Annotated in this window: 26 protein-coding genes and 1 tRNA gene; 20 read left to right on the top strand and 7 right to left on the bottom strand. The window is 44.8% G+C overall.

Annotated features, from left to right (window positions below; all coding sequences use genetic code 11):
* Positions 1-16: 16 nt before the first annotated feature.
* From ACZ5ZV_RS01550 to ACZ5ZV_RS01480, 15 genes are all read left to right on the top strand, one after another.
* The gene (locus tag ACZ5ZV_RS01550; RefSeq protein WP_464119599.1) at positions 17-301 is read left to right on the top strand and encodes a TrbC/VirB2 family protein; all 285 of its coding nucleotides are present in this window, start codon (positions 17-19) and stop codon (positions 299-301) included.
* Complete coding sequence (locus ACZ5ZV_RS01545; RefSeq protein WP_464119597.1) at positions 301-624, top strand: hypothetical protein; 324 nt, start codon at positions 301-303, stop codon at positions 622-624. Before ACZ5ZV_RS01550 ends, ACZ5ZV_RS01545 begins: the two co-directional genes overlap by 1 nt.
* Entirely contained in the window at positions 621-3,092 is a 2,472-nt protein-coding gene (locus ACZ5ZV_RS01540) for a TraG/VirB4 family ATPase (protein ID WP_464119595.1), read from the top strand. Before ACZ5ZV_RS01545 ends, ACZ5ZV_RS01540 begins: the two co-directional genes overlap by 4 nt.
* Positions 3,089-3,790 (top strand): hypothetical protein, encoded by a 702-nt coding sequence (locus ACZ5ZV_RS01535; RefSeq protein WP_464119593.1) that lies wholly within the window; start codon positions 3,089-3,091, stop codon positions 3,788-3,790. Before ACZ5ZV_RS01540 ends, ACZ5ZV_RS01535 begins: the two co-directional genes overlap by 4 nt.
* Positions 3,787-4,662 (top strand): hypothetical protein, encoded by an 876-nt coding sequence (locus ACZ5ZV_RS01530; protein ID WP_464119591.1) that lies wholly within the window; start codon positions 3,787-3,789, stop codon positions 4,660-4,662. The genes ACZ5ZV_RS01535 and ACZ5ZV_RS01530 overlap by 4 nt, the downstream gene beginning before the upstream one ends.
* A gap of 14 nt (positions 4,663-4,676) precedes the next feature.
* A complete protein-coding gene (locus ACZ5ZV_RS01525; RefSeq protein WP_464119589.1) occupies positions 4,677-5,273 on the top strand; it encodes a VirB8/TrbF family protein in 597 nt (198 codons plus the stop codon).
* Positions 5,270-5,980 carry a TrbG/VirB9 family P-type conjugative transfer protein gene (locus ACZ5ZV_RS01520; RefSeq protein ID WP_464119587.1) on the top strand — a complete coding sequence of 237 codons (711 nt, stop codon included), beginning with the start codon at positions 5,270-5,272 and terminating at the stop codon, positions 5,978-5,980. The genes ACZ5ZV_RS01525 and ACZ5ZV_RS01520 overlap by 4 nt, the downstream gene beginning before the upstream one ends.
* Positions 5,971-6,924: a TrbI/VirB10 family protein gene (locus ACZ5ZV_RS01515; protein WP_464119585.1), complete on the top strand. Its 954-nt coding sequence runs from the start codon at positions 5,971-5,973 to the stop codon at positions 6,922-6,924. Before ACZ5ZV_RS01520 ends, ACZ5ZV_RS01515 begins: the two co-directional genes overlap by 10 nt.
* Positions 6,917-8,572, top strand: a complete 1,656-nt coding sequence (locus tag ACZ5ZV_RS01510; protein ID WP_464119583.1) for a type IV secretory system conjugative DNA transfer family protein — start codon at positions 6,917-6,919, stop codon at positions 8,570-8,572. Before ACZ5ZV_RS01515 ends, ACZ5ZV_RS01510 begins: the two co-directional genes overlap by 8 nt.
* Positions 8,569-8,862 carry a hypothetical protein gene (locus ACZ5ZV_RS01505; protein ID WP_464119581.1) on the top strand — a complete coding sequence of 98 codons (294 nt, stop codon included), beginning with the start codon at positions 8,569-8,571 and terminating at the stop codon, positions 8,860-8,862. The genes ACZ5ZV_RS01510 and ACZ5ZV_RS01505 overlap by 4 nt, the downstream gene beginning before the upstream one ends.
* Entirely contained in the window at positions 8,859-9,674 is an 816-nt protein-coding gene (locus ACZ5ZV_RS01500; RefSeq protein WP_464119579.1) for a hypothetical protein, read from the top strand. The genes ACZ5ZV_RS01505 and ACZ5ZV_RS01500 overlap by 4 nt, the downstream gene beginning before the upstream one ends.
* A 176-nt stretch (positions 9,675-9,850) precedes the next feature.
* On the top strand, positions 9,851-10,276 hold the full coding sequence (locus tag ACZ5ZV_RS01495) for a hypothetical protein (RefSeq protein WP_464119577.1): 426 nt from the start codon (positions 9,851-9,853) through the stop codon (positions 10,274-10,276).
* Positions 10,273-10,524, top strand: a complete 252-nt coding sequence (locus ACZ5ZV_RS01490) for a helix-turn-helix domain-containing protein (RefSeq protein WP_464119575.1) — start codon at positions 10,273-10,275, stop codon at positions 10,522-10,524. Before ACZ5ZV_RS01495 ends, ACZ5ZV_RS01490 begins: the two co-directional genes overlap by 4 nt.
* Complete coding sequence (locus tag ACZ5ZV_RS01485) at positions 10,525-10,731, top strand: hypothetical protein (RefSeq protein ID WP_464119573.1); 207 nt, start codon at positions 10,525-10,527, stop codon at positions 10,729-10,731.
* Positions 10,718-12,538 (top strand): recombinase family protein, encoded by a 1,821-nt coding sequence (locus ACZ5ZV_RS01480; RefSeq protein WP_464119571.1) that lies wholly within the window; start codon positions 10,718-10,720, stop codon positions 12,536-12,538. Before ACZ5ZV_RS01485 ends, ACZ5ZV_RS01480 begins: the two co-directional genes overlap by 14 nt.
* On the opposite strand, the gene ACZ5ZV_RS01475 is transcribed toward ACZ5ZV_RS01480, so the two are convergent.
* The 6 genes from ACZ5ZV_RS01475 to rpsU form a co-directional block, all read right to left on the bottom strand.
* Positions 12,517-12,593: transfer RNA gene (locus tag ACZ5ZV_RS01475), tRNA-Met, on the bottom strand. The two genes, ACZ5ZV_RS01480 and ACZ5ZV_RS01475, sit on opposite strands and share 22 nt — an antisense overlap.
* Positions 12,594-12,669: 76 nt before the next feature.
* The gene (locus ACZ5ZV_RS01470; RefSeq protein WP_464119569.1) at positions 12,670-13,068 is read right to left on the bottom strand and encodes a hypothetical protein; all 399 of its coding nucleotides are present in this window, start codon (positions 13,066-13,068) and stop codon (positions 12,670-12,672) included.
* 532 nt (positions 13,069-13,600) lie between these two features.
* A complete protein-coding gene (gene rpoD / locus ACZ5ZV_RS01465) occupies positions 13,601-15,430 on the bottom strand; it encodes an RNA polymerase sigma factor RpoD (protein ID WP_464119567.1) in 1,830 nt (609 codons plus the stop codon).
* Positions 15,431-15,444: 14 nt separating this feature from the next.
* Positions 15,445-17,313 carry a DNA primase gene (dnaG, locus tag ACZ5ZV_RS01460; RefSeq protein WP_464119565.1) on the bottom strand — a complete coding sequence of 623 codons (1,869 nt, stop codon included), beginning with the start codon at positions 17,311-17,313 and terminating at the stop codon, positions 15,445-15,447.
* A 14-nt stretch (positions 17,314-17,327) separates the two neighbouring features.
* Entirely contained in the window at positions 17,328-17,774 is a 447-nt protein-coding gene (locus ACZ5ZV_RS01455) for a GatB/YqeY domain-containing protein (RefSeq protein ID WP_464119563.1), read from the bottom strand.
* 92 nt (positions 17,775-17,866) lie between these two features.
* Positions 17,867-18,061 (bottom strand): 30S ribosomal protein S21, encoded by a 195-nt coding sequence (gene rpsU / locus ACZ5ZV_RS01450; RefSeq protein ID WP_464121377.1) that lies wholly within the window; start codon positions 18,059-18,061, stop codon positions 17,867-17,869.
* Positions 18,062-18,240: 179 nt separating this feature from the next.
* Between rpsU and ACZ5ZV_RS01445 the strand changes: the two genes are divergently transcribed.
* Genes ACZ5ZV_RS01445 through ACZ5ZV_RS01425 form a run of 5 tightly spaced genes read left to right on the top strand, consistent with a single transcriptional unit; the run spans position 18,241 to position 23,397 of the window.
* Positions 18,241-19,302: a hypothetical protein gene (locus ACZ5ZV_RS01445; RefSeq protein WP_464119561.1), complete on the top strand. Its 1,062-nt coding sequence runs from the start codon at positions 18,241-18,243 to the stop codon at positions 19,300-19,302.
* Between the two features lie 42 nt (positions 19,303-19,344).
* Positions 19,345-20,097, top strand: coding sequence for a TerC family protein (locus tag ACZ5ZV_RS01440; RefSeq protein WP_464119559.1), 753 nt, complete (start codon positions 19,345-19,347; stop codon positions 20,095-20,097).
* Positions 20,097-21,029 (top strand): tRNA adenosine(34) deaminase TadA, encoded by a 933-nt coding sequence (gene tadA / locus ACZ5ZV_RS01435; protein ID WP_464119557.1) that lies wholly within the window; start codon positions 20,097-20,099, stop codon positions 21,027-21,029. Before ACZ5ZV_RS01440 ends, tadA begins: the two co-directional genes overlap by 1 nt.
* 59 nt (positions 21,030-21,088) lie before the next feature.
* Positions 21,089-22,411, top strand: coding sequence for a DEAD/DEAH box helicase (locus ACZ5ZV_RS01430; RefSeq protein ID WP_464119555.1), 1,323 nt, complete (start codon positions 21,089-21,091; stop codon positions 22,409-22,411).
* Positions 22,381-23,397: a M48 family metalloprotease gene (locus ACZ5ZV_RS01425; protein ID WP_464119553.1), complete on the top strand. Its 1,017-nt coding sequence runs from the start codon at positions 22,381-22,383 to the stop codon at positions 23,395-23,397. Before ACZ5ZV_RS01430 ends, ACZ5ZV_RS01425 begins: the two co-directional genes overlap by 31 nt.
* Here ACZ5ZV_RS01425 and ACZ5ZV_RS01420 read toward each other — a convergent pair.
* Positions 23,394-24,203, bottom strand: a complete 810-nt coding sequence (locus ACZ5ZV_RS01420) for a gamma-glutamyl-gamma-aminobutyrate hydrolase family protein (RefSeq protein ID WP_464119551.1) — start codon at positions 24,201-24,203, stop codon at positions 23,394-23,396. The genes ACZ5ZV_RS01425 and ACZ5ZV_RS01420 overlap by 4 nt on opposite strands.
* Between the last annotated feature and the right edge of the window lie 33 nt (positions 24,204-24,236).

The following is a 24,236-nucleotide window of genomic DNA, read 5'->3' as shown; positions in this document are numbered from 1 at the left end:
CACAGGAGGTACATTTATGAACAGAAAATCGTTTTTATTTATTTTTATGCTAACAGCAACTGTATTAATCTTTCCAGAACTAGGGCTTGCAAGTGTTGAGTCTTCACTATTGGGAATTCAGACAAAATTGACCCGAGTTATTTTGCCGACACTTTCTATTATTGGGATTGCATGGGCGGCTTTTAGTTTGATGAGCGGCAATGAAAAAGCCAAGACGCATATGTGGTATGCGATTCTTGGCAGTATCATCGGTTTTGGCGCACAGGCGATTGTTGATTTTATATCGCAGACGGTGCGCTAATGAGTGATGCCAATATATTGACCTCATCGGTCCCAAGAACACTAGAAACAAAAAATAAAATTTTGGGTCTTGAACTGTCAGACGTGTTGATCTTGCTTTTAAATCTGTCAGTTCAGAATTTAATTTTTGGATCGACCACGATGAAAATTCCAATGGTTTTTGGAACAAGTCTTGGACTCTTTCTGATTTTATTTTTCTTTAAGAAAGGAAAGCCGGATCAGTTTCTGCAACATTATTTTGAGCATCTTATCTCGCCAACTGTTTTCTCGGCTAACTCACAAGATCTTCACTATCGAAAATTTAACAAAGGGGGTGAATTATGAACCAGGCATCACTATGCGAACAACTGCCGTTTTGGGAAATTGAATCAAAACCTATAGCACACGCGATTCTTTGGGACGGATCGCTTTCTTCAGGATTAGAGTTATTGCCGTTAGATATTGAGTGCTTTGATGAATCACGTATTAATCAACTTGCCTTTGGACTGCGTTCATTTGCTAACTCCTTACCAGAAGGTGTTACAGCTCAGTTTATGGTGGTCAATGATTCTGATGTTGGCGGCGTCGTTAAAAGGCATGTTGATTTATTAACAACGGAGAATAAGTTTCTTTGCGCGCTCGATCAAAAGAGATCGAATGTTTTATTAAAACAAACTGAAGATGGCGAATTATTTAGGCCAAGATTATACTTTTTTATAAAGACAAGTCAGAGCCAAAAACCGAATTCATTTTCATTAGGGCAAACTAAAAAGTTTTCAGTTGAATTTGAAAAAGGATACGAAGATCAGCTGCAAACTTTATCGCAGTCCCTAGAGGGCGCAAAAGGCTCGCTGTCATCACTTGGTTTTTTAGCGTCTGATTTGACTAAAGATGATTTTATTAATTTATTGTATCGCTATCTGAACCCTAAACGGTCTTCCTCAATTGGTGCGCCAAAAGTAAATAGCAACAGTATTGCAATTGACGGAAATTCACCGCGAGAACAATTGATCTTTGGTGATCTGGTGCTTGATCAGGAAGACTTTACTCTTGATAGTCAGAAAACTAGAGTTCTAACGCTTAAGACACTTCCGGAAATGACATTTACGGGAATGATGAGCGGCTTTTTGGCTTTACCTTTTAAGTACGAATTGTTTTTGTCATTCAACGTCCCCGACCAATCAAAGGAAATGAAGGGGCTTGATCAAAAGCGCCGAATGGCCCACTCGCTATCAGCAAACAGCGGAAATAGGGTTTCAGACTTAGAAAGCGAATCGCGTCTATCGCAAACGACTGATTTGATTCGTGAGATTATTGAAACTGGGCAAAGAATTTTTCAAGCCCAACTTATGATTATTATTCGCGAAGAAAATTCAACAGCCGGTGCTCGAAAAATTAATCTTCACACAAAAGAAGTCTTAGCTAAATTTAAAACCCTAAGTGGATCTGAAGGAATTCAAGAGACTGTCGGCGCATGGAAAGTATTTAAGTCAGATTTGCCGCTGGCGCCGGTAAATTTGGTAAGGTCAAAAAAACTAAAGACAAACAACCTTGTCGATTTTTTCCCACTCTTTGGCGCGGCCACTGGTGATGAAAAACCAGTATGCCTCTTAAAAACAAGACTAGGGACTTTATATTCAATGAATTCCTATTCGGCCAGACTTAGCAATTTTAACGCTTTAGTTACAGGTTCAAGCGGATCTGGAAAAAGTTTTGCCAACAATTTTTTAATGCTTCAGCAAATCGCGCGAGGCACAAGGGTGTATATTATCGACATCGGCGGCTCTTATAAAAAAATGACTCAAGTTCTTGGCGGCCAGTATTTTGAAATTAATCTTACAGGTGAGTATGTCATTAACCCTTTTGAGCTCCGCGACCCATCAGCTCCGCCAACTGGCGAGCGAATTAAAAGTCTTGTTAGTGTAATTGAGCAAATGGTTGTTGATAGTGGCGAGAAATTATCCAGATTTGATCGTGTTCAATTAGAAGCAGCACTGACCGCAGTGTTTGATTCAGTTCGTGGTGAAAATCAAGCGCGGTCACCAAAACTTTCAGATTTGGCTAAGTACTGTCTTAGCCATAGCGATGATTCATTGAAGCGAATTGGTAAAATGCTCTTTCCTTGGACCGGCAAAACACCTTATGGAAAGTTGCTGGATGGAGCTGGCAAAATTGAGGCAGACAGACCAATCGTTGCCTTTGATTTAAAAGGGCTATCGCAATATCCAGATTTACAATCTGTGATGATTCTTATTCTGACTAATTTTATTTTAGAACAAGTGGAAGCTGAACGGACCATTCCAAAACGAGTCTTGCTCGATGAGGCATGGGACCTTTTGAAGAGTCCTGCGGCTAGTTCCTTTATGGAGTATGCAGCTCGTACATTTAGAAAAACTGGCAGCGGAATCACTTTTATTACCCAGGGCGTGGAAGAGATTATTGCAAGCGGAATGGGGCCAGCGATTTTAAATAATACAGCTACAAAACTTGTCATGCTTCAAAAGGGCGACACCGCTGTTCTGCGCGATGCTTTGAAGTTAAATTCCCAGGAACTGCGATTGATTCAAAGTCTTGAGCAGCGCAAAGGTCAATTTAGTGAAGGCTTTTTGATGGAGGGCGAATCAAGGCAAGTTATTCGCATCGAACCATCACCTTTGGAATATTGGATTTCTACCTCAGATGCCCGCGACAATCAGTTTCTAGAGTCATTAAAGTCCGACGGATTATCTTTAGAAGATGCCTTAATGAAAGCTAGCGAACTTGCGCCATTTGGAGTGGCCTACCAAAATTTCTCAAAATTGGTGGCGTCATGAAAAATAAATTTTCTGCGATGATAATTGCAGCGATAATTTTTATTGGCCCAAGATCCGCGAAAGCGGACCTCTTCGGAGGCGATGTTGTCGTGCTGACTCAAATTTTGGCTCAGGCCATTCAGACCGTCATTACTTTAAAAAACGTCCTTGAAAACGGAAAGGACACCTTAAATCTCATGCGTGACATAAACGCGGGAGTTAGAAACGGCCTTGATTTAATTCGAATTATTAATCCCAATTTTAATCCTGGGGTCTATGGTAATTTGAATAATGCTGATGCCGTTCTAAGAGCACTTCAGTCGGTGTATGGAGTTGTTCCCAGCGGCATGGATGAAGATTTGATGAAATCGCAAGATCAAAGCGTTGCCGAAGTCATATCAATGAATAGAAATTTGTACGACTACGCCGACCAAGTTGATGTCGAGCGGGATAAAATATTGTTTCACGCGCAAGTGGTTAGTCCCCAAGGGGCCGGGAAACTTCAGAATCAGGCACTCGCGGTTTTGATCGGTGTTTCGACTCAGCTACTGCGGACGCAATCTCAAATGCTAAAAATCATGGCTCAAAATATGGCCTATGATACTAGAAAAGAGAAACTTGCGACCCAAAACTTTCAAGAAAACTATCAGGGGCTATCCCGAGGTTTTGGCAGCCTTCCGAAGGACACAAGGCTGCCAAGAATCGGAGGTGGCCAATGACTCCAAATCTAGAAGTTTTAGGATCGCTCGTTAAAGACCTTCATCACGGCCTGAGTAATTTATTTTATATCATGCTGCCGGTGGCTGTTTTATTTTCAGTGGTGTTTGGGTATTTAAAATCTGGCGATTCAAATTATCCAGACATTATAAAAAGATCGTTCGTTGCGGCTTTGCTGCTGGCTTCATTTCCAGAAGTTTCAAATTTGATTCTAGATATTTGTGACGGGCTCGCCCTTAAAATTGACAATATGTCTGGGATTGAAACATTCATGCGAATGGCAGAAGAAAAATCCAGAAGCTATGCGGTCGCAAAAAACGTATTGCTTCTGAAATTTGATGATCTATTTATGGCCATACTCAGCTTTGGAAGTTTTCTGCTGTTGCTACTCGCACGCTATATCACAGTTGCACTTTATTACTTTTATTGGGTGCTTTTGTCGGTCTGCGCGCCGCTCATGATTCTCTGCTATGTCTTTCCAAAAACAGCAGGGATTACTACAAATCTTTATAGGGGCTTAATAGAAGTGGCACTATGGAAGGTGCTATGGGCGAGTATGTCGGCAATGCTCACTTCCCTTTCATTTGGAAACATCTATCAAACTGATGGATCGTATTTAACTTTGATCGTGATGAACTTTGTGATCGCCATTGCTCTGCTTTTTACACCAATGATTATGCGATCCCTCATTGGCGAAGGAGTTCAGGCTACGGCGCAAACAATTGGAACTACTGCGGCATTAGCTGCTGTGGCTTTGCCGACAAGAATTGCCACTGTTCACCAGGTATCACGCGAAATGATTTCAAATACAAGATCGTATGCAAGTCAGAAATTTCAAAATATTCAATCAACATTTAGGCCCAAAGGGTCTTAGAAGGAGGTGTCATTATGAATACAAATAAAAAAATCACGCTACAAACGAGCTTCTATCCAAAAGCCATGCAGCAGTTTGCCACAGAAAACTTTAATATTAAGTATCTTTGCGGTGGCCTTCTTGCCATTACGTTCCTGCAAGTTTTGCTTGTACTCTATCTGGTTAAGCAAGGACCGCTTGTTATCGCTTTAGATAGCACAGGCGCCGTTGCAAAGGTTGAAACAAAAGTCACTGATCTTCAGATCGAATCCGCCGTAAAGGAGTATGTAAGTTATCGTTATTCGTGGGACCAAAAAACAATTAATGAATCCCTCGGTAAAGCAAAGTTTTTTGTCGTTCCGTCATTGGTTCAAGCCTTTGAAAAATCAATGCTGGAAGTTCAAAAATTTGTTCGTGAAAAGAAAGTCAAACAACGAGTTTATCCAAAAAATATTACTGTCGATCTAAAAGAAAAAAAGGTCACGGTTCTGGCTGATCGTATTACAGAATTTGACAATCTGAAAGCCGCAACCGAAATGAAAATTATTTTTCACTTCAGTACGGATGATCGCACCATCGTGAACCCCTGGGGAGTTTATATATCAAAAGAAACTGAAGAGGCTGTGCGATGAGGTATTTTATATTTTTCATCGTTTCTATATTTTCACTTTTTGCGTCGGCGCACATAAGAAAAGTTGTTTACAGTGACGATCAAATTTTAACAGTGAAAACGGCTCTTGGGATTGCGACCATAATTCAATTACCAGAAACTATTCGGTCGGCAATCATTGGTGATCAATCGGCATTCAAGATTGAATATCTTGATAAGGCTGTGACGATAAAGCCCCTTAGAGGAAGTGCCAAAACCAATTTATATCTGGTGGCCGATAAAAAAAGATACAATATTCGGCTCCAAACTCTTACCCAGGATTCGGCTGACTATATTGTATATATTCTGTCGTCATTCAGAGATGGTGTAAATTCACAAGTACGATGGCAGAAATCGGGAAAATCAAGCGATGCAAACGGTTTGATTTTAGTAATTGAACGAATTGGTATTTCTCAACATGACTTTGTTCTACTTGATTTGTTGCTGAAACTAAAAACAAACGAGTTTGTGACAATTAAACCAGAAGACGTATGGGTATTTCAAGGTGACAATTCAAAGACTGTTAATAGCCTTTTTTTATCAAATACAAAATTAGCAAAGGATAAACCACTTAAAATTGGACTATCCGTTGCTCGATCTGATCTGGTTAAAGGAAAACCCATTCGCGTCGAATTAAAAGGTTCAAAAACGAATTCGATAACTATTTCTGAGGCTGCGTTATGGAAGTGATATCTAAAATGAAAAATAGTTTTGGCGGGATAAAAAATCTCTTTATAAAAATAAAATCAATTTTTATTAAAGAAAATGAAGTCAGTCAGAAAAAAGATATTAATTTCAAGGCTTTTAGAAATTTGGCGATTATCGGTTTAGTTTTATTTGTTTCTGTTGTTTTTATCTTACCGACAGAAGTTCCTGTTGAGTTTATAGAAAAGATCGAAAAAGCAAGGACCAACGAAGACTCAAGTTCTCCGCCAGATAGAACTGCACAAGCAAGTTCAGCTCAAAATTTGTGGGGGCCTCCGGTCAATTCGTTTCCGGTTCCGCGTGGTGGAAATGAAGTGAACTACAATACTTCGATGATCGTTGGAAGTGGTCAGAATGCCAAAACTCAACTTCGCGCCGGTGAAAGACTCCCTCTTCGATTAATTGATAACGTTATTGTTTCGCAGGAATCAGTACCCGTGTTAGCAGAATTAATTCTAGATTCAGTCACGGAGTCAGGATTGCGTTTATCAGCGGGAACTCGTTTTTATGGTGAGGCCAGCTTTCAAAAAGGCACAGATCGAGCGCAGATTAGGTTTAGTCAGATATCTTTGCCCAGTGGAAAAATTCGAAAGATCGCGGCCAGTGCTTTAAGTAAAGACGGTCAGCCAGGTGTCATCGGTCGAGTCTTTTCAGATGGAGCCAAGAATACGGCCGGCCAAATTATTACGACCTTTGTTGGCGGGCTTGCTCAAGGGTCGATGGAAACAGATGTTCTTGGGCGATCCAAGGGCGGCATTGAAAACGGTCTCCTGGGAGCGGTCGCTGCAACGGCTCAAGCCCGTGCGCAGTCTTACGGTGAAAAATTAAAAGCAGAACGTGAATGGATCGAACTTAAAACAGGTACTGAATGTGACGCTGTTTTAAGCGGTTCATTAAAACTACAAGATGGAGGTGATGAATATGAGTGAAAATAATAGATCAGACATGACAGATAGAGGATTTTTAATACTGGTTGTTACGCTCGGTATTTTTGTTCTTTGGCTAAAATACAAATTCCAGATCGTAATGTTTTATTTTAAGTGGCGCTTAGCAATTGCCTTATTGATTACAGCAGTAATTCTAGTTGCATTCCTAAAGCTAAAGAAAAAATGGCTTTCGCTTTTTGAAGAGCGTGATATCGAAAATGATGTTATTAAACCAAAGGACAATGAAGACGCCGTTTATGCTGGGGTTTCAGATAAAGGTAAGTCCGTTTTTATAAAGCAGACATTTAGGCGAATGCATACTCAAGTTGTCGGCACAACCAACGCTGGTAAAACCGAGTCTGTAATTCTGCCTTGGGCAATTGATGACATTAAAAAGGGCCACGGACTTTTGATGATAGATGGTAAGTCAGATTCAAATTTATTGGATAAACTCTACGCTTATGCAAAAAAACACGACCGCGAACAGGACGTTCGTATTTTATCAATTTGCAATGCGGGCATTAGTCACACATTCAATCCCCTATCTGGTGGGTCGGTCTTAGAAGTAGCCGAGCGCGTCTTTAACGCCTTAAATTTTGAAAACGAATATTTTAAAAGCATTCAGTACGATGCCTTTCTGCATTGCCTAATGATTCTAGAAGCGTCGAAAATTAAAGCCACTCCGTACCGAGTCATTGAATGTATTAAGAATGAAAAGGTATTATCTGAGCTAGCAGCAGAGTCGCAAAATGAAAGATTGCAATCCTGGTCTAAAGATTTCCTTAAGCTAACACGCGAGGAGCGCGAACAAAGAACAAGCGGACTAGTCGCGCAGCTTCAAAGTTTTACTGTTGGCGAGTCAGCCGGCATTTTTAATAGCGAAAACTCGGATATTAATCTTGATCAGGCTCTTGAAAATGGTGAAATCGTGTACTGCCAGCTTCCAGCCCTTAAGATTCCAACATTAGGCAAAGCCACTGGGAAAATGATTCTTCAGTGTTTACAGAGCGCTGTGGGCTCAAGGCATCTTGGAAAATACCAAGATCAGAAATTCTTTTCAGTTTATCTGGACGATTTTACAGAGTACCTAACCCCGGGGTTTGTAACACTTTTAAATAAATCGCGAAGTGCCAATGTTGGAATTGTGTTTGCCCATCAAGCACTTGGTGATTTGAAGGCCCTTGGTGATGGAGTCATGAATACCATACTGACCAATTCCAACTTAAAGGTATTCATGCGAACCAATGAACCAGAGTCGGCCAGCTATTTTTCAGAAGTCATTGGCACCTGCGAAGGATCAAAGGTTACTGAACGTCAAAAGCAAAGTCTTTTTGGTTCAGAAAAAACTGGTGATGGATCTGTGCGTGATGTTGAAGAATTCAAGTTTCATCCTAATATTTTTAAACAAACCATGGGTATCGGTGAAGCCGTTTTAATTCTTCCGCACGAAAAAGGAAGTCTGCCAATTCGACTAAAGTTTAAAAAATCATTTGATTTGGATAAACCTGTTATTCCAAAAATTAAAAAATCAGAGCCTGTAAGCATCGCCAAAAAAATCGAGACGGATAAAGAAGCGCTGGCGATAGCGCAGAATACTCCAGAAAACGTCATGAGTACTGTTTTGACTGAAAAAAACAGGAAGGCGTCATGAGCAAACTTATTTTGTGTATTTCATTGGGTCTATTGGCATCATGCGCAAGTCAACCAAAGTGCGGAAACCCTGAAGGAGCACGTACTGTTTTAGTTGGCACAACGAGCTGCCAAGTTAGAATCCATCAGGTGAATATTGGATCAGACTTTAAAATTCCTGATAGCCTAAAAGATAAATTGAGTTCCAATTTTATTTTAGATTGGCGCGAGGCCGGTTTAGTTGATGGCCAAATTGAACTCGGACATTTTGTTCTTGTCCCTATCGCTGGTCAAGAAAAGGTGGCCCCATGAGGCATTGGAGAAATGATATTGTGTCAGAGGCACTTGAATTTGCCGCACGGTGGGGCTTTTTAACACAAGACTTGTTTTTTGAGTTTATGTGCCCGATGAGTCGCGCTCACAAATTTAGGTACTGGAATTCACTGGTTGAATGCGGTCATTTCCGTCGTTCAAATGCCAGTGACAAAGTTTTAATCCTAACACCTAAGGGCCGAAATGTTTTCGGTGAGGTAGTAAGACCAGCGCGACAATCAATTTATATCGAGCACGATGCCATCGCCGCCCGAATAATTTTAGCCCTTAAAAATCGAAACCTAATTTCAAGGTATTGGCTTGAAGATGAGCTTATGCGAAATCCAGTTGATGCATTTTCAGTTTTAGGTGGCGAGCAAGTGCCGAGAATTCCCGACGTGGTTTTTGATTTAAAAACAAACGCGGGCGATTCTGTTCGATGTTCACTGGAAATTGAGCGCACGACAAAATCAAGATCACGTTATGCTAAGATTGCTTTGGCTTATCTGGGATATTCAAAAGTGAGTGTTATGTTGTTTGCCTGTGACTCCGAACCTGCCGAGACCGTTGTTAGGCAATCTTTTAGTGGCAAAGCGTTTGTTGATAAAAAACGAGTCCCAGGTCTATTCAATTTAAATGAATTTGATCCCGTGACTTTAAATACAAATATACGCTTTAACGATCAAGAAATGACGTTCAAAAACTTACTGTCGATTTTAACGAAGTTAGAAGTCAAGCCGCTCAGTTTTTCCCGAGACGATAAAGAGACTGCTGTCTCTTTAAAAAACGCAAAAAAGCAGGAAACAGCCTGATGAAAATACAAAGTAATATCATACAAATGCGGCCCACCCAGTCTCGTCCCCCTAAATCTACGATTTTTCCTGTCCACCCCCACCCAACGAGTTGATTGGAGGTGGACAGGAACCGGGGGACGAGACTGGGTGGGTAATACAAAAACAAAAAATATTAACAAATAGGAGGTGTAATTATGAATAAAGAAGAATTAGAAAATAAAAAAATAAAAAATAGAAATGAAGAAAATATGTCAAAAATTGCGATTTCAAAAGATGCTGATCGTGGATTGGTGGACGTATTGAATCGAATTGATGAAAAATTTGATCTAGGCCGAGTAACTAAGCAAGATCTGGCGTCCCATATTATTATGCGCTTCGTTTCTAGCTGCACTGAGAAAGACATTCATGATATGAGAGTTTTATTCTTTGACCCAATAACAGCAATGGAGGCGAAAATTAAAACTATAAAAGAAACTGGAGTGATTCCAGACTCAATACGTGATCTTTTATTGCAAGAGTTTTTAGACGCAAGTCCACAGCCTGCTGCGAAAAAGTCCAAAAAGGCCTTGAACTCAAACATTATCATTGATAATGTAGAGCTAAATAAGGAATCGGCATGAAGCCTAAAGAATTTCGTGAAATACGAGAAAAGTTGGGACTTACGCAAAAGGAACTTGCCGAAGTGTTTGGATTATCGAGTTACTTGCCCGTGAATCATTATGAAAGCGGATTTAGAACGCCAAGTGTTTTAATTCAAGCGGTTATGAGAATTTTAAATCAGTGGCCAGAGAAAAAACGAACTGAGCTACTGACTGAATTAAAAGAAGAATGCGCAAAGCTCAGTAAACCCAAGCGAAAAGGCTCTTAAGTGAGTCTTAAAGTTGCAACAACAACGGATGACACTTTTTCAAAAGCAAAGGATCTGATCGTGAAGGTGAAATTTGAAAATGACAACTCGACTGAAGGAAAACTTCGCCTATCTCAGGCGAAAGACATCATTTGTCAGTTAATTCTATTGGGTCAGAAAAAAGGTCGTCCCGTTATTCAAGAGGAGATTTTAGATGAAGTCGCTTAAGATTGGGGCATACATCAGAGTATCAACGGAAGATCAAGTCAATGTATTTGAAGGATCACTTGATTCACAAAAGTATAGAATCAATGAGTTTGTTCAGTATAAGAATCGTCAGCAAGCAGACTGGGGAAATATCGTTGAGTTTTATGTTGAAGAGGGAATCTCTGCCGGAACCACGAATCGACCTGTATATCAAAAGCTCATGGCAGATGTCAGAAAAGGGAAAATCAATTTAATTTTGGTAAGCGATTTAACACGCCTTTCACGAAATTTAATGGATTTCTGTTCTCTTATCAACGAACTTGAAAAGCATCATGCAAGCTATCTTTCTATGAAAGAGCAATTTGATACAAGCACCCCAATTGGACGCATGCTTGTGTATATCATTATTATTTTAGGTCAATTTGAACGAGAACAAACGAGTGAACGTGTGGCTGTGAATTGTCATTCAAGGGCGCTTCGAGGTCTAGTCAATGGTGGCCCTGCCCCGATGGGTTACGATAAACATCCCGATAAAAAAGGTTTACTTGTTATCAATGAAGCTGAAGCGCTAATCGTACAAAAAATATTTCAAATCTTTTTAGAAGAAGGCTCTAGATCTAAAGCCGTTGGAAAACTTAACGAATTAGGAATCAGACCTAAGCGAACTTCATCTAAACAAAAAAATAATCAAAACCAGATTTGGAATTATCAAAGCCTAGGCTCATTGATTGAAAATGTGGCCTATATTGGAAAACGTGAAGTGAATAAAATCTATAAAGACGAAGACCCTTCACACTTAAAGCCTTGGCAGAAATATCAAATCGTAAATGCGGCATGGCCTGCGATTTTAGATGAAAAAATATTTTTTGATGCCCAGAGTTTACTTGAAGAGGCTTCGCTAAAAGAACGAACTCGCATGTCGAAGAAAGAAAAAAGAATTTTTCTTCTCACAAGCATTCTGACTTGTGGAATTACAGGACTACCACTTGTCGGCCAAGCTGGTCATGGTAGTAGCGGAACTATTCACAGATATTATCATTATTCCCGTCGCCCTAAAGATTTAAAAGTTGTACGCCCCAGATTGAACGCTGACGAACTAGAACAGAAAGTGATTTCTGAATTGCGATCAGCTTTAGTGACTCAAGGGTATTTTGATGATCTAGAAAAAACTTTAAAATCACAATCGGATAGTAACTCAAAAGGCGGCGCTGCTGAATTTGAACGTGCCCAAAAAGAACTTAAAGATATACAAAATCGCATTAGTTCGATTTGGACGAACCAATCTAGAATGCAGTTAAGCGAAGATGCTTTGAAGCTTGCGAGTGATGAACTCAACCGTCTTGCGAAACAAAAACAAGACCTTGAAAAATATTTATCAACGCTTGATCCAAAAGCAAGCGATCCATTTGTTTTTAAAGAACAATCTCTGTTCGTAGAAAATCAAATTCGTTGGTGCATGCAGGGATGGGCTAAGGCGACGCCAGCCATGCGTAAGCGACTATTACGACGAACAATAAAAGAGATCGTCGTAACCCAAACAGAGCTTTTAATTACGTTCTGGACGAACTCTGAAGATCGGGATTTTTCTCTTAAAGTGGAGCCACAAGGCGAAAACTCAAATGATAAGTCTAACATTATTTCATTTGGCCGTCGCAAACGCCCATCAACCCCTGCGGATGACAGAAGACGAGCGACGTCCTCAGGTACGATCCCTGATTCGGCAGCCGAAGCTGCGAATTCTATTTTTAAATGTGCTGTAGGAGAAAACCAGAACTTGTCGATCCAAAGTTCAGGTAACGATAAAATTGGTAGGGGGCGAGGGACTTGAACCCCCGATCCCAGTGTTATGAGCACCGTGCTTTAACCAACTAAGCTAGCCCCCCACGAACTGGAATGGGAAAAGCCTACCAAACCTCCCCCACCTTGGCAAACGCACATCGCATTAGACCTCCGTGAGGACTAAAAGAAGTACTTCAAACCTGCCTGCAAGCCATCAAACTTCACCATTCCGAAGTTGGCCTTATCACCACTTGTACCATCGATTTTAACCTCAAAGTTCAACTTGCGATACATTAGCTCTAAGGCCAAGTCTTTATCCAAAAACATACCGACGCCCAATTGAGCTCCGAATCCTGAGGCTGCCGAGACAGAAATATCCTTTTCGCTAGTCTCGATACTAACGATAGAATAGTTACCCCCAAACTTTGCGTATTTAGATCCTGCAAAATATATCAAACTGGCGTTAATATTCATCAGCTGCAAATCCACCCCATGGACAGAATAGGATTCTCGGGGGAGGTCATACTCAAGTCCCAAGTTCCACCCGAAACCCTCCTGACGAAGACCCACTTCCGCCATGAGAGTTAACTCAGACTCAAATTCTAATCTAGACGGTCCGACCGTTGAAGCTCCTCCTGTAGTGACTTTGACAGATGATGACGCGACCTCGGAGGCGCTACTGTACGCAACTCCGACTGCACGGTAGATACCCAAAAGTGCCCACGGACTCTGATGTGATTGCGTAGAAAATGTGGGATTTGGTATCACGGGCGTCGAAGATGAGTTCGCTGGTGACGCAGAAGATGGCCTTACGGTCATGGATTCCACATTTGTAGACTCAGTTAGCTCAGAAGATTGCTCTTGGGCATTCACCCCAATGCCGCAAGCCAAGACAAAAAGTAAAAAAACATATTTCAACATAGCCCCTCAAAAATAAATAAATATTGATTGATTTATAATAATAGGAACACGTCTAGAGAATGGCCAGAAGATATCAAGACTGCTGAACTAAGGTCTTAAACGAAAAAAGGCTCCCCGAAGGGAGCCTTTGAAATTTGCTGCTTCAGCTACGCCGCCCGGTGGGCGGCTGCGCTCTGCCCGCGTCCGCGGACTAGCTATCAACAAACGCTTTCAGTTTGTTGCTGCGAGAAGGATGACGAAGCTTGCGCAACGCCTTCGCCTCGATCTGACGGATACGCTCACGGGTGACGTTGAAGTCCTGACCCACTTCTTCCAAAGTATGATCGGACTCTTCCCCGATACCGAAACGCATACGCAGGACTTTTTCTTCTCTTGGAGTCAAAGTCGACAGCACACGGCGGGTTTGTTCAGCAAGGTTCAGGTTCACAATCGCTTCTGCAGGATTGATAACCTTTTTGTCCTCGATAAAGTCGCCCAGGTGTGAATCTTCCTCTTCACCCACTGGAGTTTCCAGAGAGATAGGTTCTTTCGCGATTTTAAGAACTTTACGAACCTTATCAACTGGCATGTCCATTTTATCCGCGATCTCTTCCGGGGTCGGCTCACGGCCAAGCTCCTGGATCAGGTAACGGGATGTACGAACAAGTTTATTGATGGTTTCGATCATGTGCACAGGGATACGGATCGTGCGCGCCTGATCGGCAATAGCACGAGTGATCGCCTGACGGATCCACCAAGTCGCATAAGTCGAGAATTTGTAACCACGACGGTATTCAAACTTATCAACGGCTTTCATCAAACCGATGTTACCTTCCTGGATCAGATCCAGGAATTGCAGACCGCGGTTGGTATACTTCTTCGCGATGGATACAACCAGACGAAGATTGGCTTCAACCAACTCGGATTTCGCCGCATCGGCCTCACGCTCACCTTTCCAGATGGCCGTGTAGGTTTCTTTCACCCAGTTGTGATTCATTTCAGTTTCTGAATCCAAACGGCTGATACGCTTTTCCGCTTCCTGAGCCTGCAATACGTAGGATTTGAACTTCTGATAGTTCAAACCAGTGTCGCGGGTCATGCGGGTCAGTTCTTTTTCATTCGCATCGATCAGTTTCATACGCTCAGCCATCGCTGCAACGTCTTTGGAGAACGTACGCTCCACACCGTCTTTGATACGACGACGAAGAGTTCCGATACGGTTCACCAGGTTTTTGAACTTGATCACAATACGGTTGATCGTCTTACGGTTGAAGTTCACGGATTCAAAGTTCGCCATCAGCTTGTCATTCATGACAACAAGCTCTTTCATGGCAGCCTGACGAGCTGGCGTGTTGGTTTCTTCTTTACGAAGAACCACGAACAGCTTTTCTGCGGCCTTCTGATACTCTGTGACCTTACCGATCAATTCGTGAATTTTGTCGATGTATTCCTTTTCGTCGTACTGAGTGTCCTCGTCCTCAAGACCACGGAAGATCGATTTAACTTTGATACGGCCTTCATCAAGGCGCTTACCAAGCTGGATGATCTCGTAGGTGCCCAGTGGGGACAAAAGGATCGCACGAACGATCTCGCGCTCCCCTTTTTCAATACGACGGGCAATTTCCACTTCCCCTTCACGGGTCAGTAAGGAAACGCTACCCATTTTGCGCAGGTAAAGGCGTACAGGGTCATTGCCCTTAACGTCTTCACTTTCGGCCAATTCTTCTTCATCAACTTCTTCGTCTTCAGAATCGACATTTTCAAGGAAGGAACCTTCGCCTTCCTCCGCTTTCGAACTTTCAGACAAGTCTGAAATAACTACACCACCGCCCTCAAGGCCATGCATGAACATGTCCAGGACTGACGGAGCGATAATTTCAGGGGGAAGGAGCTCATTGATCTCTTCGATCGTGAGCGCACCCTTCTCCTTCGCAAGCTTCAGGAATCTCTGGATTTCTTCTTTAATCAGAGACTCTTGTTCTTGCAAAGAAAGCACCTTTACAGGCTCTTTCTCTTGTTTGTTTGGTAGGTTCGGTTTCATCAATACCCCGCCTTTTACCCTTTATTCAGAGAGATTCGGTTTCTCTGAATATTCATAATCTGTTCCAACTTTTCCGAACTAGGTTCGTTTTTAAGATCTCGTGCCAGGCGCTTTGCTTGTTCGCGCAGGAAATTTTCTTTTACGCGCTTAAAGCAATCGCGCAGGAGTTTCAGTTCTGCCTCTTCGTCAAACCCTGGATCGCCCTCATTCGCTGGGCTCACTTGGAATAAATATTCAGGCTGATCGACGTAAGAGACAAGGAGACTGGTCAATTTATCAAACTTACTAAGATCTTGTCTATACACATCCGTGGCTTTTTCGAGGATCTTCTTCACTCCTTCATGGGCCGTGCTCTCGAGAAGATTTTCATTCACAAACGACTCGAAATTGGCACGACTTTTGAGTACCAACCCCAAGAGCATCAGCTCCGCTTTAGAGGCTCCCTGGAGGCTGATTTTGCCCCCATCCACTGACTGGGACACCTCCGAAGAGGCTTTTGGGTTAGCTGCGCCCACAGAAGGGCTTGGCTGCACCGTCCTAGTCATTCCTGGGCGACTTTGTGAACTTACAGGACCACTGCCCTGTATTCCCACAGCCTGACGCAACCAAGGAAGGCCTACGCCCATTTTCTGAGCGGCCTCTGCCAAGTACAAATCCCGCAATCGAAGGTCGGGAATGGACTCAAACAGTGGCTTTAGCTTATCGGCTAATTTTACTTTTTCCGAAGCCTCGCCACGGTATCCTTCCATCCAACGCGATAGAATCATCACAAATAGATCCGGAGCGCGATCCAGCTCGATTTTCAAGGCTTCAGATCCGTATTTTTTCACATAATCATCCGGATCCATTCCATTCGGCAATGTGAGACCTTTTGGATATAAATCCGCCGCCAGCAAAATCGGCAAACTGCGCTCGGCCGCTTCCATTCCCGCAGAGTCCCCATCAAACAAGGCCACCACGTTCTTGGTCATACGCTTTAGCATCTTGCCATGATCCGGCGTCAAAGCCGTGCCCATCGTGGCCACCACGTTGCGGATCCCTGCCTGATACAAAGACACCAGGTCCATGTATCCTTCCACAATCAGCGCCAGATCTTCACTGCGAATGTAGCGAGCCGTCTGCGACAGACCGTAAAGTACACGGCCTTTCACGAACACCGGCGTCTCTGGAGAGTTCAGATATTTCGGCTCGTTTTCTTTTTTCTCTAAGTAACGTCCACCGAAGGCAATGGGTTCCCCCATCGGCGAGAAAATCGGGAACATCAAACGATCACGGAAAATATCAAAGTGCCCGGACTTGTTGTTGCGGGCCTTCACCAGACGCGCTTCTTCCGCCAGGGCCATCGGAACGTTTTTACTCAGCAGATACTGCTCCAGCCCGTCCCACTCTGGCAGGGCATAGCCCACACCAAAAGCCTCGATCACCTCTTGCGACAAACCACGACTGGCGATGTATCTTTTCACCGGGTGATCGTGAGGAACGCGCTTAAGTTGCTCTGAAAAATAATCAGCCGCGAGCTTATTTACTTTTAACAACAACTTCTTTTTGTCGTGCGCCTGGTCTCTTTGGGCGTCTTCTTTTTCCGGCACTGGCATTGGGATGCTGGCGCGGTCGGCAAGGTATTCCACCGCTTCAGGGAAACTCATCCCCTGATAGTCGCGCAAAAACGAAAACAGGTTGCCGGATTTATGACAACCGAAGCAGTGATAGACCTGCTTTGTTTCAGAAACGGAAAAAGACGCCGTTTTTTCGGCGTGATCAGGAAACGGACAGCGGCCCATAAGGCCGCTACCGCTAGGTTTCAATTGAGTGTATTGGGAGATGATGTCTACGAGGTTATTGGCCTCTGACACCTTCTCGATAAAGTCTTGAGAAAATCGCATGCCTCTCCAACAAATTAAGAAAGCTTAGATTTAATAACTTCGCTCACTACTTTGTTGTCGGCGGCGCCACCGGATTTCGCGATGACTTCTTTCATCACAGGACCCATGTCCTTCACGGATTTAGCACCCAATGCTGCAATTACTTCTGTAACAAGAGCTTCGATTTGTTCACGGCTCATTTGCGCTGGCAAATAAACTTCCAGAACTTTTAGTTCCGCAGTTTCCTGCTCGACCAGATCCGTACGGCCTGCGGCCTGGAACTGCTCGATGGATTCCTTACGTTGCTTAACAAGCTTTTTAACCACATTCATCACTTCTTCCGGAGTGATGGGATCTGGTCTCATGTCGATTTCGCGGTTTTTGATCGCAGACTGGAGCATACGAAGAGCTCCCAACTTTGCAGATTCTTTTGCGATCATGGCAGCTTTAACATCTGCGGCGATTTTATCTCTGAGTTCCATAGTGCCTCCAAAGGGACTTAAGAAGAGATTTGGTCATAAAACAGAGGCGACCAGTGGTCGCCTCTTGAAAAAACAAACTTTCAAAAAGGGAACTAGTCGTTCCAACCTTTTCTGGATTTTTTTACAGCGCGTTTACGAGCTGAAAGAGACTTCTTTTTAAGTCTTACAGAAGGTTTTTCAAAGTGTTCGCGTTTTTTAACTTCAGAAAGAATACCTGCTTTTTCGCAAGACTTTTTGAATTTTCTGAACGCTGATTCAAAAGACTCACCGTCTTTGATCTTAACCATTGCCACGACAATCACCTTCCTTTCTGATGTGGAATTAGAATTTGAGAGAAAGAGTGTATAACAAAGCGGCAGAAAAGGGGCAAGTCTCGGGGTCCTGACGCAATGAATTATTCACGCCTTTGCACAATTTGATTGAAACACCCCCCAAGGAATGCGGAAATTGCAACAGAGGGGACCCTATGAAATTACTTATCTATTTGATATCACTAATATTCGTCGGAACTAAACAAGCCCATGCCTGGGAGGATTTTTATATCCTGCAACCAGGCCAACTGCGCTTTGAGCGCGGCGCTGCCCAAAAATTCTCTCACTTTTCCCAGTCCGACTGCCGTGCGCGCATCCAACAGATCACCTGCATCGTGAATCCGTCTCAGAATCCTCAGGAGCCCCGAACGTGCCAAGAGGACAGCCCCGCAGCGGCCCCGGCCCTCGAAAAGATCTACGATATCCTGCCCCCGAAACTGCAAAAGGTCTTCTGCGGACTGGATGTCATTTACATCGAAAACCAATTGGAGGCTTTGGCCTATGCCGGAGTCATTCAGGCCGATGCCCAAGGCCATGTGCAAGGCTCTTTTATGGGCATCCGCCGCACCCTGATTGAACAAAACTACGACGCCACTTCTGTCTTTGGCTGGAAGGAACAAAAAGCCTTCGGGATTAAGGCACCTCCGTTTGTTCATCTGCCAGAAGGACCTCGCGTGGACGTGACCCTGCCTGTTTCCCTTTCCGCCCTTCATTATATTGTCGTGCATGAATTCGCGCATATTCTGGATTTCGCGAACTCTGCCAACAACTTTGTCTGCCCGGAGGGTGAAACCTGCAACCTTTCCCAAGGCCAGCCGGAAGAGTTCCAAAAACTCATACCCAAAGAAGGCTCCTGGGGGACTTTGAGCTGGAAAGGCCTGATGGAACCGCTGCCAGAGCAAAGCTTTCCCCTGTGGAATAAACTCTGCTTCTATGGCTGCACCGAGCAGCTGGGACTGCAGGATATCGAGGCCTTCTATCACCAGCTGAATCCGACCAACTTTGTATCCACGTATGCCGCCGTCAGTCCGTATGAAGACTTCGCCGAAAGCCTGACTTTTGCGGTGATGGCTGAACACGAAGACTTCCAGTACCGGATCCAAACCCCCTATGCGTCTTACTCCCTGGATGCCAAGTGGCGAAGTATCGGGCCGAAAAAAATCTGGATGCAGGACTTCCTGAACCGCGATCTGAAATACCCAAGCCCGATGAAGTAGTTTATAAAAAAGAGAACGACTTAACAGGAGTTCTCTTTTTTTATGACCGAAATGCTTGCGAACCCACAAATCTGGATCGCCTTTTTCACCCTTTTTGCTCTGGAACTTGTTCTGGGAATCGACAACGTCATCTTCATCTCCATTCTGGCTGGAAAGCTCCCCAAAGAGCAGCAAAGCAAAGCGCGCATGATGGGCTTGGGATTGGCCGTGATCACTCGTGTGATTCTGCTATTCTCCTTGTCCTGGATCATCGGACTGACCGAGCCTTTGTTTGAAGTTCTGGGTCAGAAGATCTCAGGACGGGATCTCATTCTGCTGCTGGGCGGTTTATTCCTGATCGTCAAAAGCACAATGGAAATCCATCACAAGCTGGAGGGTGTTGAGGGCAGCCAATCCAATGCGGTGGCCCACTCCTTCAATGCCGTGATTTTGCAGATTCTGCTTTTGGATGTGGTGTTCTCTTTGGATTCCGTCATCACCGCCGTCGGCATGGTGAATGAAATTGCCGTGATGATTGCTGCCGTCGTTTTGTCAGCTGTCGTCATGATTGTATCCGCGAAGACCATCAGCGACTTTGTGGACTCACATCCTTCCCTGAAGATCCTTGCCTTAAGCTTCCTATTGATGATCGGCTTTACGTTGATCGTTGAGTCTTTGGAAGTTCACATACCGAAAGGATATGTTTACTTTGCGATGGCCTTCTCTGTCGGTGTGGAGATGTTAAACATTCGCATGCGCCGCAAAAAGCCAGTTGAACCGGTCAAACTTCGCGAAAGAATTGCTGAGGAAGTGTAATGAGCACCACGTCCCACGACGAAAAATGGATGAAGAAGGCTTTGCAATTAGCACGCAAAGCCGCCGCCCGGGATGAAGTTCCCGTGGCCGCCATTGTCGTGGGTCCCGAGGGGCTGATTTCCTATGCGATCAACACGCGCGAACGCCAGCAAACTCCACTGGGACATGCGGAAATGCTGGCCCTGCACAAGGCCTCGCAAAAACGCGGAAGCTGGCGACTGAGTGACTGCACTTTGTACGTCACACTTGAACCCTGCATCATGTGTGCAGGAGCTATTCAGCAATCCCGTGTGGCGCGCGTGGTGTATGGCGCCACCGACCCCAAAGCTGGCGGGGTCAGCAGTTTGTATCAAATCCTGAACGACCCACGCCTGAACCATCAGGTGGAGGTCACCAGTGGCATCCTGGAAGACGAATGCAGCGATCTGCTGCAAAGTTTCTTTAAGGACCGCCGTGAGGAAAAGAAAGTCGACAAGGCTCAAAAAGTTTACCGTGAAAGATCTTCTGTCGTGGTTCTGCATAAGAATCAGGTTCTTGGTTTTCACGCTGTTGACCCCACTTCAGAGGTGCCTTACTTCTTCCTGCCTGGAGGGGCGATCGAAGAGGGTGAAACACCGGCCGAATCAGCGGCGCGTGAATGTCTGGAGGAAACAGGCTATCGCGTGCGCATTCTGGAAGAAACTGCTTTTGAACGAAAGTATGACTTCCCCTGGGATGGAAAAGTTCACGCCTGCAAGACCACCTTCTTTGTCGGCGTCTTGGATCAAGAATGGGTCGCACCGACACAAGTTGAGGATGCCTCTTATCACCGGGGTGTGGAGTGGATTGACGCCAAGACCGCCTCCGCGGCGTTTGCCTATAGCAAAGATATCCTGTGGGCCGTGCAAAAACTTCTGAAAACAGCCCAAAAGAAAAATCAATCCAGACGATAACCCCTCGAAACCAGAATTAAATTTACAGGAAGCAGGGCCCCTGTTAGAAGTCTGATCCAATGACGACTACAAAATTTACTGATCTCCCCCTTATTGCCCCTCTTCAATTTTCCTTAAAAGAAGCAGGTTACGAAACTCCAACTCCCATTCAGTTGGCAGCCATCCCTGTGATTCTTGAGGGGCATGACCTGCTGGGAATCGCCCAAACAGGCACCGGAAAGACGGCAGCCTTTTCACTGCCTATTTTGCAGAATCTGGCAAAACACACACGCAAGATTGAACCCAAGTCTCCACGCTGCCTGATTCTGACACCCACACGTGAGCTGGCGATTCAGATCCACGAAAACATCGAGGCCTACAGCAAGCATCTGAAGATGAAACACACTGTGATCTTTGGTGGTGTTGGACAAAGCCCGCAAGTGCGCGCCCTGCAAGGAGGCGTGGATGTTCTGGTGGCAACACCAGGTCGCCTGCTGGATCTGCACGAACAAAAACATCTGAAGCTGGATCGCGTGGAAATCTTCGTCCTGGATGAAGCCGACCGCATGCTGGACATGGGCTTCATGCAGGATATTAAAAAGATCCTCCCTCTGCTGCCGCAGAAACGTCACAACCTGTTCTTCTCTGCGACGATGCCGCACGAGATTCAGACTCTTGCCAATCGTATTTTGGTGAATCCTAGGAAAGTGGAAGTGACTCCGGTTTCCTCCACCGCCGAAAAAGTCGAGCAGCGTGTGATGTTTGTTGAAAAACCGCAGAAGCTGGATCTATTGCTGCACCTTTTGAAGGACCCGGCTCTTCACAAAGTTCTGGTGTTCTCGGCGATGAAATTTGGCGCTAATAAAGTTGTGGATAAACTGATCAAGGCTGGCGTCAAAGCGGCAGGCATTCACGGTGACAAATCACAAAATGCCCGTCAACGCGCCCTGGAAGATTTCAAAAGCGGTGATGTGCGTGTTCTGGTTGCCACTGATATCGCCGCTCGTGGTATCGACATTGACGGCATCACACATGTTATCAACATGGAACTGCCACACATTCCTGAAAGCTATGTGCATCGTATTGGAAGAACAGCCCGCGCTGGCGCTGAGGGCATTTCCATTTCCTTCTGCACCGCCGAAGAAAAGTCTTTCCTTTTCGCAATTGAAAAAGTCACGCGCACAAAAGTCACCGTGATCGAGGACCAACCGTTCCATTCTGTTGAAGCTGCCAATGCGGCCGTTATGACTGTTGGAAAAGCCAAAGCGATTTTGGAAGGTCAGCGTTTGCAAAACAAGGCAAAACACAGACCTTCTGGCGGGAATAAACGCCCAGTTGCCAAAGGCGAAGGCGGTCGCGTAAAATCGACTCCATGGCACAAAAGGAAGCGATCCAAAAACTAGATGACGTATTGAAACAATGGACCAGCACCCCGATGGGGCGAAGAACCTTCTTGGCTTCGCTCCCACTTCTGATGGCGGCGTGTGCAACAGAACAGCATCGCCAACGCGAGGGCAACCTACGCGGGGATGAAACCTCTCTGACTGTGGCCGATGAAAAGCGTATGACTTCGGAAGTTCTTCCGCAAATGCGCAAAGACTATCCGGCCATTCAAAATCCCCAACTTCAATCTTATATCAGCCAACTGGGCCGCAAGATCGTGACGGCCAACGGTTTGGAAGGTCAACCCTACAATTACAACTTCACAGCCGTCGATGTGGGCTATGTGAATGCCTTTGCGCTACCAGCAGGAACTGTGTTTGTCACTGCTCCACTGATTGCCATGGCTGATTCTGAAGCTGAACTGGCGGGCGTGATCGGGCATGAAGTCGGCCACATCAAAGCCCGGCATACGGCCATTCGCATGGATGCCGCGAAGAAAGCCGAAAGCAAGTCCTGGATCTATGCTGCTGGCGGGGGCCTGCTTGGAGGCGCCTTGGGTTACGGACTTGGTAAAATGCTGTGCAAACAAGGCGACGATGAATGTATGCAGAAGGCGACTCTGTACGGAGCTGCCGCCGGAGCTGGTGGTGGCCTTCTGATTCAAAAGTATGCCTTTATGGCCAATTCCCGCGAAGACGAGATGGAAGCAGATCGTATCGGTTTCAGAACCTCGGTGGCGGCGGGTTATGACAAAGACAAAGTCGGTCTTTTCTATGACAAACTTCTAAAAATGGAAGAGCAGAACAAAGGTCAGCAGAACGCCCTGATGATTTCACTGGCTGATGCCATGAGCACTCACCCGCCAAGTCGCGAGCGCGTGACTCAGATGAATCAGATGGCGTCCGATCAACCTCGCAACCCAAAAGCCATCACTTCGACCAGGGAATTTGATCGCATGAAAGCTCTTTGCACCGAGCTTGCGAAAAAGAAGCAGCAAAAAAGCTAAAGATCGTAGGATTTTTCGACAGTTTTCGGGAGGCCCCGGCAGGCCTCCAGGAACTTTTTCACCAGAGGCTCCGACGACAAGAAACGAGCCTCATAATCAATATGAAATTCCGGGTGCCATTGCACTCCCACAAAAAAACCATCTTCCGTGGAACTGAAGGCTTCAACCAGACCATCGGGAGAGCGCGCTTCCACACGCAACCCATGCCCCAGCTTTTTCACCCCTTGATGGTGAATCGAAACTATCTCACCGCCGGATGAATACATGTCTTGCAACATTCCACCAGGCTCAATATCCACGGTGTGAGTCAGTTTTTCATAAAGTTCAGATTTGAAGTGCGAAAGATTGCTGGGAAGTTGAGTCGGCAGATCTTGGAACAAAGTGCCGCCTTTAAAAACGTTCATCAGCTGAAAACCCCTGCAGATTCCAAGAACCGGTTTGTTGCGAGTGACGAAAGCTTTCAGAAGTTTCAATTCATAGCGATCGCGAATGGGATCAATCTGGTGCTTTGCCATGATCTCGATGGGTTCTTCCCCATAGACGGTAGGGGAAATATCCACCCCGCCTTGCAAGACCAAGCCATCCAGAATTTCCGCATATTGATGCACATTCAGATCATCTTTTTCCAGAAGACCGGAGGACTCCAAAGAAGGAACCATAAAGACAAGACCGCCATGTTTGGCAATCAAATGTGCCAGGCTTTGCTCAAGATACTGAATAGTTTTGCTCTTAATCTCAAAACCATCCGGCGTCCGGTGCAAAAGACGAGGAGAAAGTCCAATGAGTAAAGGTTTTACTGCGTCCACTCTCTAAGTGTGGCCCCAAAACCTGTCGATGTC

It is taken from the genome of Bdellovibrio sp. HAGR004, assembly GCF_055397015.1.
This window is presented reverse-complemented; position numbering and strand designations above follow the sequence as displayed.

Bases quoted from the DNA above. Each gene is read 5' to 3' on its own strand.
- ACZ5ZV_RS01530 (WP_464119591.1), top strand. From the start codon at position 3,787: ATGACTCCAAATCTAGAAGTTTTAGGATCGCTCGTTAAAGACCTTCAT.
- ACZ5ZV_RS01505 (WP_464119581.1), top strand. From the start codon at position 8,569: ATGAGCAAACTTATTTTGTGTATTTCATTGGGTCTATTGGCATCATGC.
- ACZ5ZV_RS01445 (WP_464119561.1), top strand. From the start codon at position 18,241: ATGAAATTACTTATCTATTTGATATCACTAATATTCGTCGGAACTAAA.
- rpoD (WP_464119567.1), bottom strand. From the start codon at position 15,430: ATGAAACCGAACCTACCAAACAAACAAGAGAAAGAGCCTGTAAAGGTG.
- tadA (WP_464119557.1), top strand. From the start codon at position 20,097: ATGAGCACCACGTCCCACGACGAAAAATGGATGAAGAAGGCTTTGCAA.
- rpsU (WP_464121377.1), bottom strand. From the start codon at position 18,061: ATGGTTAAGATCAAAGACGGTGAGTCTTTTGAATCAGCGTTCAGAAAA.
- ACZ5ZV_RS01455 (WP_464119563.1), bottom strand. From the start codon at position 17,774: ATGGAACTCAGAGATAAAATCGCCGCAGATGTTAAAGCTGCCATGATC.
- ACZ5ZV_RS01545 (WP_464119597.1), top strand. From the start codon at position 301: ATGAGTGATGCCAATATATTGACCTCATCGGTCCCAAGAACACTAGAA.
- ACZ5ZV_RS01520 (WP_464119587.1), top strand. From the start codon at position 5,270: ATGAGGTATTTTATATTTTTCATCGTTTCTATATTTTCACTTTTTGCG.
- ACZ5ZV_RS01510 (WP_464119583.1), top strand. From the start codon at position 6,917: ATGAGTGAAAATAATAGATCAGACATGACAGATAGAGGATTTTTAATA.
- ACZ5ZV_RS01495 (WP_464119577.1), top strand. From the start codon at position 9,851: ATGAATAAAGAAGAATTAGAAAATAAAAAAATAAAAAATAGAAATGAA.
- ACZ5ZV_RS01540 (WP_464119595.1), top strand. From the start codon at position 621: ATGAACCAGGCATCACTATGCGAACAACTGCCGTTTTGGGAAATTGAA.
- dnaG (WP_464119565.1), bottom strand. From the start codon at position 17,313: ATGCGATTTTCTCAAGACTTTATCGAGAAGGTGTCAGAGGCCAATAAC.
- ACZ5ZV_RS01440 (WP_464119559.1), top strand. From the start codon at position 19,345: ATGACCGAAATGCTTGCGAACCCACAAATCTGGATCGCCTTTTTCACC.
- ACZ5ZV_RS01535 (WP_464119593.1), top strand. From the start codon at position 3,089: ATGAAAAATAAATTTTCTGCGATGATAATTGCAGCGATAATTTTTATT.
- ACZ5ZV_RS01425 (WP_464119553.1), top strand. From the start codon at position 22,381: ATGGCACAAAAGGAAGCGATCCAAAAACTAGATGACGTATTGAAACAA.
- ACZ5ZV_RS01550 (WP_464119599.1), top strand. From the start codon at position 17: ATGAACAGAAAATCGTTTTTATTTATTTTTATGCTAACAGCAACTGTA.
- ACZ5ZV_RS01430 (WP_464119555.1), top strand. From the start codon at position 21,089: ATGACGACTACAAAATTTACTGATCTCCCCCTTATTGCCCCTCTTCAA.
- ACZ5ZV_RS01525 (WP_464119589.1), top strand. From the start codon at position 4,677: ATGAATACAAATAAAAAAATCACGCTACAAACGAGCTTCTATCCAAAA.
- ACZ5ZV_RS01490 (WP_464119575.1), top strand. From the start codon at position 10,273: ATGAAGCCTAAAGAATTTCGTGAAATACGAGAAAAGTTGGGACTTACG.
- ACZ5ZV_RS01470 (WP_464119569.1), bottom strand. From the start codon at position 13,068: ATGGCGGAAGTGGGTCTTCGTCAGGAGGGTTTCGGGTGGAACTTGGGA.
- ACZ5ZV_RS01515 (WP_464119585.1), top strand. From the start codon at position 5,971: ATGGAAGTGATATCTAAAATGAAAAATAGTTTTGGCGGGATAAAAAAT.
- ACZ5ZV_RS01480 (WP_464119571.1), top strand. From the start codon at position 10,718: ATGAAGTCGCTTAAGATTGGGGCATACATCAGAGTATCAACGGAAGAT.
- ACZ5ZV_RS01500 (WP_464119579.1), top strand. From the start codon at position 8,859: ATGAGGCATTGGAGAAATGATATTGTGTCAGAGGCACTTGAATTTGCC.